This window comes from Stenotrophomonas sp. 80084_Sma (assembly GCF_056481995.1).
In genome coordinates, this window is the sequence record NZ_CM151177.1 from 2,156,912 (window position 1) to 2,169,035 (window position 12,124).

The 12,124-nt window shown below is 66.6% G+C and carries 9 protein-coding genes; 6 read left to right on the forward strand and 3 right to left on the reverse strand.

Annotation, left to right across the window (positions count from 1 at the left end):
• Positions 1 to 99: 99 nt before the first annotated feature.
• From ACZK3W_RS10130 to ACZK3W_RS10155, 6 genes are all read left to right on the forward strand, one after another.
• Complete coding sequence (locus ACZK3W_RS10130) at positions 100 to 2,565, forward strand: GH92 family glycosyl hydrolase (RefSeq protein WP_125895902.1); 2,466 nt, start codon at positions 100 to 102, stop codon at positions 2,563 to 2,565.
• 96 nt (positions 2,566 to 2,661) lie between these two features.
• Positions 2,662 to 3,711, forward strand: coding sequence for a LacI family DNA-binding transcriptional regulator (locus tag ACZK3W_RS10135; RefSeq protein WP_049424705.1), 1,050 nt, complete (start codon positions 2,662 to 2,664; stop codon positions 3,709 to 3,711).
• Positions 3,712 to 3,827: 116 nt separating this feature from the next.
• The gene (gene fucP, locus ACZK3W_RS10140) at positions 3,828 to 5,084 is read left to right on the forward strand and encodes an L-fucose:H+ symporter permease (protein WP_373695424.1); all 1,257 of its coding nucleotides are present in this window, start codon (positions 3,828 to 3,830) and stop codon (positions 5,082 to 5,084) included.
• A 7-nt stretch (positions 5,085 to 5,091) separates the two neighbouring features.
• Positions 5,092 to 6,087 carry a carbohydrate kinase family protein gene (locus ACZK3W_RS10145; RefSeq protein WP_032130344.1) on the forward strand — a complete coding sequence of 332 codons (996 nt, stop codon included), beginning with the start codon at positions 5,092 to 5,094 and terminating at the stop codon, positions 6,085 to 6,087.
• On the forward strand, positions 6,084 to 7,310 hold the full coding sequence (locus ACZK3W_RS10150) for an AGE family epimerase/isomerase (RefSeq protein ID WP_100468325.1): 1,227 nt from the start codon (positions 6,084 to 6,086) through the stop codon (positions 7,308 to 7,310). The genes ACZK3W_RS10145 and ACZK3W_RS10150 overlap by 4 nt, the downstream gene beginning before the upstream one ends.
• Positions 7,311 to 7,401: 91 nt before the next feature.
• Positions 7,402 to 10,020 carry a beta-mannosidase gene (locus ACZK3W_RS10155; protein ID WP_125895901.1) on the forward strand — a complete coding sequence of 873 codons (2,619 nt, stop codon included), beginning with the start codon at positions 7,402 to 7,404 and terminating at the stop codon, positions 10,018 to 10,020.
• 87 nt (positions 10,021 to 10,107) lie between these two features.
• Here the strand turns inward: ACZK3W_RS10155 and mtnC are convergent, their stop codons facing one another.
• From mtnC to ACZK3W_RS10170, 3 genes are all read right to left on the reverse strand, one after another.
• A complete protein-coding gene (gene mtnC / locus ACZK3W_RS10160) occupies positions 10,108 to 10,803 on the reverse strand; it encodes an acireductone synthase (protein ID WP_043397315.1) in 696 nt (231 codons plus the stop codon).
• Between the two features lie 3 nt (positions 10,804 to 10,806).
• On the reverse strand, positions 10,807 to 11,364 hold the full coding sequence (locus ACZK3W_RS10165) for a 1,2-dihydroxy-3-keto-5-methylthiopentene dioxygenase (protein WP_014037028.1): 558 nt from the start codon (positions 11,362 to 11,364) through the stop codon (positions 10,807 to 10,809).
• A gap of 92 nt (positions 11,365 to 11,456) precedes the next feature.
• The gene (locus ACZK3W_RS10170) at positions 11,457 to 12,098 is read right to left on the reverse strand and encodes a methylthioribulose 1-phosphate dehydratase (protein ID WP_049434984.1); all 642 of its coding nucleotides are present in this window, start codon (positions 12,096 to 12,098) and stop codon (positions 11,457 to 11,459) included.
• Positions 12,099 to 12,124 lie beyond the last annotated feature (26 nt).

The window sequence follows — 12,124 nt, forward strand, 5'->3', positions numbered from 1 at the left end:
TCCAGGGGGAGCTTTCTGCCAGTCATGGCGGGGCTCAGCGGAACGGTGCCGGACGGCCCCGGCCGTCTGCCTCCGCCTCATCGACTACAGGAACCCGACATGCGTCCAGTGCCGTCCGCTCCCGCCGTCCCAGTGTCCTCGCGCCCGCTGCTGCGCCTGGCCTGCCTGCTCGCACTGTCGTCAGTGCCGGTGCTGCTGCAGGCCGCGCCGGCTGCGCTGGAGCGCGAGGTCAACACCTTCATCGGCAGCAAGGACGACGGCAACACGTTCCCGGGCGCGTCGGCACCGTTCGGCCTGATCCAGGTCAGCCCGATCGGCAGCCACTATTCGGGCTGGCGCTACGACGACGAGAAGATCCGCGGTTTCGGCCACTCCTTCATCTCCGGCGCAGGTTGCTGGGAGCAGGGCGGGCAGGTGTCGGTGCTGCCGGTGACCGGTTCGATCGGTCCCGGCGGCGATTTCGATACCGGCAACGCGAAGAAGTTTGACCACAAGGCCTATGCCGCGTCGTACACGCATGACGGCGAGATCGGCCAGGCGGGCTATTACAAGGTGCGGCTGACCAGCTACGGCGGCATCGATGCCGAGACCACCGCGCGTACGCGTGCCGCGGCCGAGCGCTACACCTTCAGCCAGCGCAGTGGCGATGGCCACGTGCTAGTCAATGTCGGCCAGGCGAACGAGCGCCACTCGGTGATCGGCAGCGTGGTTGATGTGGTCGGCGACCGCGTGGTGGAAGGCAAGCTGGTCACCAAGAGTTTCTGTGGTGGCCATCAGTACACCACCTGGTTCCGCATCGAGTTCGACCGCCCGTTCAAGGCACACGGTACCTGGGGCGAAGGCGGTGGCCTGCCGGGTGCGCGCCACAGCATGGAAGGCGAGCAGAAGCCGAACGGCGCCTGGCTCAGCTTCGACCTGGCCAAGGGCCAGTCGGTGACGGCGGTCAGCGCGATCTCGCATGTGGACGCCGAAGGCGCGCGCATCAATCTGCGCGCAGACGGCATGCAGGGTGGGGCGCTGCTCGGTTTCGACCGCATGCGTGCGCTGTCCCAGCAGTCGTGGCGCGAGCAGCTGGGTCGGGTGCGTGTGCAGGGCGGTACGTCCGATGACCGCACCGTGTTCTACAGTGCGGCCTACCACGCGCTGCTGCAGCCGATGACCGGCAACGACGCCGACGGCCGTTATCGCGGCTATGACGATGGTATCCACCGCGCCGATGGCTGGACCTATTACGAGTACTTCTCGCTGTGGGATACCTACCGCGCGCAGAACCAGTGGCTGGCACTGACCCGCCCGGACGTGGCGCGTGACATCGGCCGTACCCTGCTGGCGATCGACGAGCAGGGTGGCTGGCTGCCGCGCTGGGGCTATGCCAACTTCGAGACCAACATCATGACCGGCGATCCAGTCACGCCGTTCATGGTCGACCTGTGGCGCTTCGGTGCGCTCAAGGGCCGTGAATCGCAGGCGTGGGATGCGCTGCGCCGCAACGCGTTCGGTACTCCTCCGCTGAACTCGCGCATGGCCGGCCGTTCCGGCAACCCGACCTACCTGGACAAGGGCTACGTGGTCTACGACCGCGCATTCCCATCCAAGGGCATGGACGTCGATCCGCACCACGGCGGTTCGGCCACCTTGGAATATGCGCTGGCCGACTGCGCGCTTTCGCAGATGGCCGATGGCTTGGGCCATGCGCAGGACGCGGCGACGCTGCGTGAGCGCGGCCGCAACTGGCGCAAGGTGTGGGACCCGCAGGTGCGTGACGCCGAGACCGGCTTCACCGGTTTCCCGCGCCCGCGTACCGAAGACGGCCAGTGGTACACGCCGGCCGATGGTCACTACAGCCCGCGCTCGCACCACGGTTTCCATGAAGGCACGGCGTGGCAGTACCAGTGGCTGGCGCAGCAGGACGTGCCGGGCCTGGTCGACGCGATGGATGGCCGCGAACAGGCTGGCCGACGCCTGGATGCGTTCTTCGCGATGGACGCGCTGCAGGCCGACCCGCTCAATGCAGCCCGCAAGGAGTGGGTGGTCGGGCCGTACAGCTACTACAACCAGTTCCGCTACAACCCGAACAACGAGCCGGACCTGCACTCGCCGTGGCTGTACACGCTGATCGGCCAGCCGTGGAAGACCGCTGCGGTAGTGCGCGCCGCGCAGCAGTTGTTCACCAATGCCCCGAATGGCGTGACCGGCAATGATGACCTCGGCACGATGTCGGCCTGGTACCTGTTCAGTGCCATCGGTGTGTATCCGGCGGTGCCGGGCAGCGGCCAGTTCCTGCTGCACACCCCGCGTTTCAGCAAGGTGGAAGTGGACATGGGCAATGGCCGCACCCTGCGCATCGACGCGCCGGGTGCCGATGGCCGTCGCCTGCAGTACGTGCAGGGCGTGAAGGTCGATGGCCAGGCGCATGCGCCGGTGTGGCTGGACTGGAACCAGCTGCAGCAGGGCCCGCGCCTGCAGTTCGCGCTCGACGCGAAGGCGCCGGAGCAGGGCTGGGGTACGGCGGTGAAGGACCTGCCGGTATCGTGGTGCGCGGCACCGGGCAGCCAGCTGCGCTGAGACGGACTGTGCCGTTCGCGGTGACCCAGCGAACGGCACGGCACGACAGGGCCCTGATCCATTAGGCTTGAGCCTCCAGCGGAGTCCGGGAAGACGATGAACGACAACGGCAGCAGTCCCAGCAAGCGCGCCGGCAAGGCGGTGACGGTGACCGACATCGCGCGTGCGATCGGCGTGTCACGGGCAACCGTGTCGCTGGTGCTGCGCGGCAGCCCGCTGGTCAACGTCGATACCCGCGCCAAGGTCGAGGCCGAACTGCGCCGCCAGCGCTATGTCTACAACCGCGCGGCGGCCAACCTGCGCCGGCGGACCTCGTCGAGCATCGCGCTGGTGATCAACGATCTGTCCAACCCGTTCTTCGCCGAATTCGCGTCCGGCGTGGATGAGGCGCTGGGCGGACGCGGTTACGTGACCCTGCTCGGCAGTACCGGTGAATCGCCGGAGCGGCAGCAGGCGGTGCTGTCCACGCTGATGGAGCACACCCCGGCCGGCCTGATCCTGTCGCCGGCCGAGGGCAGCGATACCGCGCTGCTGCGGCAGGCACTAGGTGCCAATGCCAACGTGCTGCTGTTCAACCGCGAGCTGGACGGGGCCGACTGGGATTTCCTGACCCTGGACAACCAGCACGGCGCCTATCTGGCCACGCGCCACCTGATCGAACGCGGCCATCGCCAGATCGCCTTCTTCGGCGGCCACGCTGCATCGAGCTCGTGCCACCAGCGCCGTGCCGGTTTCCAGCAGGCGCTGGCCGAGGCCGGTCTGTCGCTGCCGCCGGGCTGGATGATCGAGTCGGCGCCGAACCGCCTGGAAGCTGCGGCGCGCACCGATGAGCTGTTTGCCGACGGACATCGCCCGAGTGCAGCGGTCTGCTACAACGACACCGTCGCGCTGGGCCTGATGCTGGGCTTGAATTCGCGTGGCATCCGTCCGGGCGGTGACTTTGCCGTTACCGGTTTCGATGATATTTCCGAGGCGTCGGTCGCGGTGCCGCCGTTGACCACGCTCACTGCCGATCCGCGCGAGCGGGGCCGGCAAGCTGCCGCGCTGCTGCTGCAACGACTGGACGAACCGGATGCGCCGCCACGGCGCACGGTTGCGCCGGTGCAGCTGCGCATCCGCGAAAGCAGTGCCGCACGACCGAACTGATTCCTTCGTACACCCCTTCCACGCAACAACGACCTTCCGCGCATCGAGGCGCGTACCGCATGCCGATCTCCGCAACGCCCCGTCCATCGGGTACCTCCAGCAGCCAGGCGCCGGTCATGAATGTCCGTGCTGCTCTGGCGGTTGCCACCACCATATTCTTCATGTGGGGCTTCCTGACCAGCCTCAACGACGTGCTGATTCCGCACCTGAAGGCGGTGTTCGAACTGAATTACACCCGCGCGATGCTGGTGCAGTTCACCTTCTTCGGCGCGTACTTCCTGATGTCGGTGCCGGCCGGTCGGCTGGTGGCCCACCTGGGCTACAAGAAGGGCATCATCGCCGGCCTGCTGATCGCCGGCGTGGGCGCGCTGGGCTTCTGGCCGTCGGCTGCATTGCGCACCTATGAAGCGTTCCTTGGTTCGCTGTTCGTACTTGCCACCGGCATTACCGTGCTGCAGGTGGCAGCCAATCCCTACGTCGCGCTGCTGGGCCCGGAACAGACCGCATCGAGCCGTCTGACCCTGGCGCAGGCACTCAACTCGTTGGGTACCACGCTGGCGCCGCTGTTTGGTGGTTTCCTGATTCTGAGCACCGCAGTGAAGAGCGGCGACGAGATCAACGCGCTGCCCGTGGCCGAACAGATTGCCTACCGTACCGCCGAAGCGCAGTCGGTGCAGGGCCCGTACGTGGGCCTGGCCATCGCACTGGTGCTGCTGGCAGTGTTCGTCTACCTGTTCCGCCTGCCCAGCCTGACCGAGACAACCGAGCAGGCCGACAGCGGCCACCACACGCTGCTGGATGCACTCAAGCATCCGCACGTACTTTTCGGCGTGCTGGCTATTTTCTTCTACGTCGGTGCTGAGGTGTCCATCGGCAGCCTGATGGTGAACTACCTGGCACTGCCGGAGATCGGCGGCATGACTGAACAGCAGGCCACGCACTATGTGTCGGCCTACTGGGGCTGCGCCATGGTTGGTCGCTTTGCAGGTGCGTGGCTGCTGGCCAAGTACTCGCCGCGCGGCCTGCTGGCCGGATTCGCAGTGGCCAATGTGGTGCTGCTGGGCGTCACGCTGGCGTCGGGTGGCAAGGTCGCGCTGTACGGCATCGTGGCGACCGGTCTGTTCAATTCCATCATGTTCCCGACCATCTTCTCGCTGGCCATCGAACGCCTGGGCCCGCTGACCAACAAGGCGTCCAGCCTGTTGATCATGGCCATTGTCGGCGGCGCGATCATCCCGCTGCTGCAGGGCATGCTGGCCGACCGCATCGGTCTGCACCTCAGCTTCGTGCTGCCGGTGGTCTGCTACGTCTACATCATCTTCTACGGTCTGGTGGGTTCGCGCCCGCCGGCTTCCGCAACGCAGGGAGGCTGAGTCGGAAATGGGTGCCATTGTCTGCTTCGGCGAAATTTTGATCGATCTACTAGCGCAGCCGCCGGCCTCGGCCGATACCCCGCGCGCGTTCCTGCAGTACGCCGGCGGTGCGCCGGCCAACGTGGCGGTGGCGGCTGCGCGGCTGGGGGCGAAGACCCAGTTCGTCGGCATGCTTGGCCGCGACATGTTCGGTGACTTCCTGGCCGACAGTCTGGTCGAGCACGGCGTGGGCACGGATTACATCGTGCGCACCGACGCCGCCAAGACTGCGTTGGCCTTCGTCGCGCTGGATGCCAGTGGCGAGCGCAGCTTCAGTTTCTACCGCCCGCCGGCGGCTGACCTGCTGTTCCGTGACAGTGACTTCCAGGCGGAGTGCCTCGACAGCGCGCAGTGCTTCCACGTCTGTTCCAACAGCCTGACCGAGCCGGCCATCGCCGAGGCGACCTTCGCCGGCATGGAGCGCGCCCGTGCCGCCGGTGCGGTGGTCAGCCTGGACCTCAACCTGCGCCCGGCTCTGTGGCCAGCCAACGAAGATCCGACGCCGCGCCTGTGGCAGGCGCTGGAGCGCGCCGACCTGGTCAAGCTGTCGCGCGAGGAGCTGGATTACCTGGCGGCACCGCTGGGTGCCGATGGCGAGTCAGTGGTGCTCAAGCGCCTTCTGGCCGCGCAGGCGCGCTGGGTCATCGTTACCGATGGTGCGGCCACGCTGCACTGGTACACGCGCGACAACCACGGCACGGTCACCAGCTTCCGCGTGGCCACCGTCGATACCACGGCCGCCGGCGATGCCTTCGTCGGTGGCGTGCTGGTCGGCCTGCTGGAGCGTGGTGGGGCGGGCGCAGGCTTTGCCGCGTTCTGCCAGGACCCGGAGGCGATCACCGCCACGCTGCGCTTCGGTGCCGCCGTGGGTGCGCTGGCTGTTACCCGCAAGGGCGCGTTCGCCGCGATGCCCTCGCTCGATGAAGTGCAGCAGCTGCTGCAGGCCCAGGACATTACCGCATGAGCACCTCGCCCGATTTCCGTTCGCCCGCGTTCCTGCGCGCGCACATCGCCGATACGATGGCGTTCTACCACCCGCGCTGCATCGATCCGGACGGCGGTTTCTTCCACTACTTCCGTGATGACGGCAGCATCTACGATGCCAGCCACCGCCACCTGGTGAGCAGCACCCGCTTCGTCTTCAACTATGCGATGGCCTACCGCGAGTTCGGCAATGCCGAATACCGGGAGGCTGTCGAGCATGGCGTGCGCTATCTGCGCGAGGTGCACCGCAACCCGGCCACCGGCGGTTATGCCTGGACCCTGCGCGACGGCAAGGTCGAGGACGATATGAACCACTGCTACGGCGTGGCCTTCGTGCTGCTGGCCTACAGTTGCGCGCTGAAGGCCGGCATCGAGCAGGCGCGCGACTGGATGGACGAAACCTGGCAGCTGCTGGAAGCACGCTTCTGGGAGCCGCAGCATGGCCTGTACAAGGACGAGGCTGACGGCCAGTGGAGCTTCACCGGCTACCGCGGCCAGAACGCCAACATGCACATGTGCGAGGCGATGCTGGCCGCGTTCGAGGCCAGTGGCGAGCAGCGCTATGTCGAGCGCGCGCTGCAGCTGGCCGACAACATGACCCGCCGCCAGGCCGCCAAGGCCGGTGGCCTGGTCTGGGAACATTACGATGTGAACTGGGAAATCGACTGGGACTACAACCTGGACGATCCCAAGCACCTGTTCCGCCCGTGGGGCTTCCAGCCGGGGCATCAGACCGAGTGGGCCAAACTGCTGCTGATCCTCGATCGCCACGTGCAGGCCGACTGGCTGGTGCCGACCGCGCAGCATCTGTTCGACGTGGCCGTGGCGCGCAGCTGGGACGACACCCGTGGTGGCCTGTACTACGGCTTCGCACCGGAATCGCGCCGGCAGCCCGGTATGGACGGCGCCCCGATCGGCGGCGACAGCTTCGTCTGCGACGACGACAAGTACTTCTGGGTGCAGGCCGAAACGCTGGCTACGGCCGCGCTGATGGCCAAGCGCACCGGCGATGACCGCTACTGGCAGTGGTACGAACGCATCTGGGCGTATTCGTGGGAGCACTTCGTCGACCACCAGTACGGTGCATGGTTCCGCATTCTCGATGCCGACAACCGCAAGTACAGCGACGAGAAAAGCCCTGCCGGCAAGGTGGATTACCACACCATGGGCGCGTGCTACGAAGTGTTGAACGTCGTGCGTTGAAGATCGTTCGAATGCAGTAGTGCCAGGCCATGCCTGGCAATCCGAAATCGGTAGCGCTGGGTCACGCCCGGCGGAAAAACAGGAGCGCCACGTGCATCGCCTTTCCCTCGTTGTCCGTCTGCTCCTGCTGCTGGTCGCAGCCTCCGCTTTCCCGGCAACTGCAGCGCCTCTGCAGGCGCAGTGGGAATTCCGCATGCTGCCCGGCGACGCCGAGGGTGCAGCCCACCCGGGCCTGCAGCAATGGCGGGCGGCGAAGGTGCCGGGCAGCGTGCACACCGACCTGCTGGCGCATGGGCTGATCCGCGATCCGTACGTCGGTGCACCCGAGGCCGAGCTGCAATGGATCGGCCTGGCTGCCTGGGAGTACCGCGCCCGCTTTGACGTGGATGCGGCGACGCTGGCCAAGCCGAATGCCGAGCTGCGTTTCGACGGGCTGGATACCTTCGCCGAGGTCAGCCTCAACGGCAAGCCGCTGCTGCGCGCGGACAACGCGCACCGCACGTGGCGTGCACGTGTGGACGGGCGCCTGCGCGCGAAAGGCAATGAACTGCAGATCGTGTTCCGCTCGCCGATTCGGACCCTGCTGCCGGGCGTGCAGGCGATGCCGCACAAGATCGCCGGCAATTACCCGTCGCCGTATGGCGATGAACCGAAGGAGGCGATGGTCGGCAACTTCGCGCGCAAGCCGGCCTACCACTTCGGCTGGGACTGGGGCCCGCGTTATGTCACCGCCGGCGTGTGGCGCGGGGTCGACCTGCAGGCCTGGGACGCGCACCGCCTGACCGATCTTGCCGTGCGTACCGATGCATTGAGCGCGGAGCAGGCGAAACTGGCGGTGTTGCTGCAGGTGGAGCAGGGCAGCGCTGCCGGTTCTGCGATGGTCACTGTGGATGTGCAGGATCCGGAAGGCCGCAACGTGGCCCAGGTGCAACGCACGGTGTTGCTGAAGCCGGGCCAGAATACGGTTGAGCTGCCGGTTGAGCTGGCCACGCCGCGGCGCTGGTGGCCGGTGGGCCATGGTGCGCAGGATCGCTATACCGTGAAGGCTGGCCTGGATGGTGGCGGCGATGCAACGCTGGCGCGCGAGCAGCGCATCGGCCTGCGCACGGTCGAACTGCGCCGCGAGGAAGACGGCAAGGGAGGGCAGGGCTTCGCCTTCGTCATCAATGGTGTGGAGATCTTTGCCAAGGGCGCCAACGTCATTCCGTTCGATGCCTTCCCCGCACGCGTCGATGCCGCACGCCTGCGCCAGGTGCTGACCGCCGCGCGCGATGCCAACATGAACATGCTGCGCAACTGGGGCGGTGGCTACTACGAGGACGACGCGTTCTTCGACATCGCCGACGAGCTAGGCCTGCTGGTCTGGCAGGATTTCATGTTCGGCGGCGGCATGCAGCCGGGCTACGATCCGGCATTCCGTACCAGCGTGGTGGCCGAGGCGCGCGACAACGTGCGCCGGCTGCGCCATCACCCCAGCATCGTGCTGTGGTGTGGCAACAACGAGGAGGAAACCGCCTGGAAGGACTGGGGTCACGGCCGCGACCTGAAGGCAGCTGACCCGGCATTTGCGGCGAAGGTCTGGCAGGGCTACGTCGACCTGTTCGGCAACGACCTGCGCCAGGTGGTGGGCGAGGAAGGGCTGGGCGTGCCGTACTGGTCCAGCTCGCCCAGCAACGACCTTGACGAGAAGGCCAACGATTCAACGCGTGGCGACAAGCACTACTGGCAGGTCTGGGGCAATCCGGCGTTGCCGGTGCAGGCCTACCTGCGCGAGACCCCGCGCTTCATGTCCGAGTACGGGCTGCAGGCGTGGCCGTCGGTGGCGACGGTGGACCAGATCGCCACCCGCGCCGAGCAGCGCATCGACAGCCCGGTGATCCGCGCGCACCAGAAATTCATGGCCGGCGAGGGCAACAGCCGCCTGCTGCACTACATCGAACTGGGCTACGGCACGCCGAAGGACTTCGAGGACTTCGTCTACCTCAGCCAGGTGATGCAGGCCGATGGCATCGCACTGGCGGCGCTGCATCATCGCGCCTCGCGGCCGTACACGATGGGCTCGCTGTACTGGCAGCTCAACGACGTCTGGCCAGGTGCTTCATGGTCCAGCGTGGACTACTTCGGTCGCTGGAAGGCGCTGCACTTCGCCGCGCGGCGTTTCTTCGCGCCGGTGGCGGTGGCGGCGCTGCGCGACGAAGGCAGCACGCGGGTGCGCCTGATCAATGATGGCGCCGCGCTGGATGCACGTTGGCGGTTGCGGGTGATGGATGTAGACGGCAAGGTGCTTCGCCGCCGCGAGGAAGCGGTGTCGCTGGCTGCCGCCGGTGTCACCTCGATCGGTGATTTCCGCGACGCCGAATTGCTGGCCGGTGCCGATCCAAAGCGCACGGTGGCCGTGTTCGAACTGCTGCAGAACGGGGCGGTGAGTGCCCGCCAGGTGGTCGGCTTCGTTGAGGCCAAGGATCAGATCCTGCCGCGGCAGAAGCTCAAGGCCAGCCTGTCCATTGAAGGCGACCACTACCGTCTGCGATTGGAAAGCGCGGCCTACATGCGTTCGGCGTGGATCGACTTCGGTGCATTGGACGTGCAGGTGGAAGACAACCTGCTGGATCTGCTGCCGGGCGAAACCCGCGACATCGCAGTGCGTGGCCCGGTGGATCTGACGACGCTGCGCGAAGCGCTGAAGGTAAAAACCCTCAACGATCGTTGAGCAAAAAAGGGGACGGAGGGGATTAAGTCGTTTGTGGCCCATGTGTGCCACAAACGACTTAATCCCCCTCCGTCCCCTTTTTCTTGCTTACAGCTGAATCTGCTGGAAATTCTCGACCCGCTCGTGGCCGTTGGCGGCCTGGCCGGTGCGCGGCAGCGGGTAGTCATCCAGGCGATCAATCAGGCGGGTCTGCAGGCCGGCTTCGCGGGCGGCATCCAGTTCTTCCACCACATCCGACAGGAACAGGATCTCGCCGGCCGGCACGCCAATGGCCTGCACGATGCGGCGGTAGCTGTCGGCCTCGCGCTTGCCGCCGACTTCGGTGTCGAACCAGCCCGACACCAACGGGCTGAGGTCACCGGCGTCGCTGAAGCCGAAGAACAGCTTCTGCGCCGGCACCGAGCCGGAGGAGTACACGTACAGCGGCAGGCCGGAGGCGTGCCAGCCCTTCAGCACCGGCGCCACTTCCGGGTAGAAGTGCGCGGTGTAGTCGCCGCGGCGGTAGCCTTCGTCCCAGATCAGGCCCTGCAGCGCCTTCAGTGCGGTGTGCTTGCGGTCCTGGTCGATCCAGCCCTGCAGCGTCTCGGCCACCAGGCTGTCCTGGCAGGCGCCGCCGATCTCGGTGGCCACCGCATCCAGCCAGCGGCGGACTTCCGGCTGCTGGCCGTGCTCGGCGACGAACGCGGGCAGCGCCTTGCGGGCATAGGGGAACAGCACGTTCTTGACGAACGAGATGCTGCTGGTGGTGCCTTCGATGTCGGTCAGGATGACGCGGGGCTGCATGGATCAGGACGCCTGGGTGGGTACGTAACGGGGGAACTTCTGCGCGATGTCGGTGCCGGTGAAGTGACCGACCCAGCCATCCGGTTCGGTGAAGAAGCGGATCGCCACGAAGCTGGGCTCGTCGCCCATGTCGAACCAGTGGGTGGTGCCATCGGGTACGGCGATCAGGTCGTCCTTCACGCACTCGATCTCATAGACCTTGTCACCCACGTGCAGGGTGAACAGGCCGGAACCCGCGACGAAGAAGCGCACCTCGTCTTCCTTGTGGAAGTGTTCGTCGAGGAACTTCCTGCGCAGCTCGGCGCGGTTCGGGTTGTCCGGGGCGATCGAGGCCACGTCCACGCTCTTGAAGCCGCGCTCGGCAACCAGGCGGTCGATGTCGGCGCGGTAAGCGGCGAACACTTCATCCTGGCTGGCGCCCGGTGCGACCGGTGCGGTGGCCTGCCAGCGCTCGAAGGTGACGCCGATCTTCTGCAGCTCGGCAGCGATGACCGCGCCGTCCTGGGTGTCCAGCAGCGGTGATTCGGGGCGGGTGTCGTCGTAGATGCGCAGTCGGCTCATGGCGGCAGCTTGAACGTCTCGGGGGGAAGACAGGGTAGCAGGGTGGGCACGAGGTGCAGATTCCGGATCGGCATCTGCACCTGCGTGCGGGTTCAGCCGCGCAGCTTGCGCAGTTCCAGCTCGCAGTGGAACAGGAACTCGAACGCTTCCAGGTGGCGGCGTGCCTCGGCCATGTCGCGGCCCCAGGCATACAGGCCGTGGCCGTCGATCAGGTAGCCCCACAGGTTCTGCCGGTCGAGCAGGTCATCGACCTGCTTCGAAAGCACGTTCATGTCCTGGGTGTTGGCGAACACCGGCACGTCGATGGCCATCTCGTGGGTGCTGTTGCCGGCGAAGGCCTTCAGCAGCTCGTAGCCTTCCAGGCGGATGTGGCCCTGCGGCGCGTACAGGCGCGAGGCGATGGTCTGCACCGGCGAGTGGGTGTGCAACACGCAGCCGATCTCCGGGAAGCGGCGATACAGCTGGGTGTGCAGCAGGGTTTCGGCGGACGGGCGCAGCGGGCGGCCGACGGCCAGGCCGTCGAAGTCCACCACCATGATGTCGTCCTCGATCAGGCGGCCCTTGTCCTTGCCGGAGACGGTGATCGCGGCGTGGCGGTCGTCCAGGCGGTGGGAGAAGTTGCTGCTGGTGGCCGGCGTCCAGCCGGCGTGGGCCAGCTCGCGGACGTTGTCGATCAGCAGCTGGGCCAGTTCGCTCAGGCGCGCGGTGTCGTACGGGAAGGTGGGGGCGTTCATGCGGGCGATTTTACTGGATTCGGCCA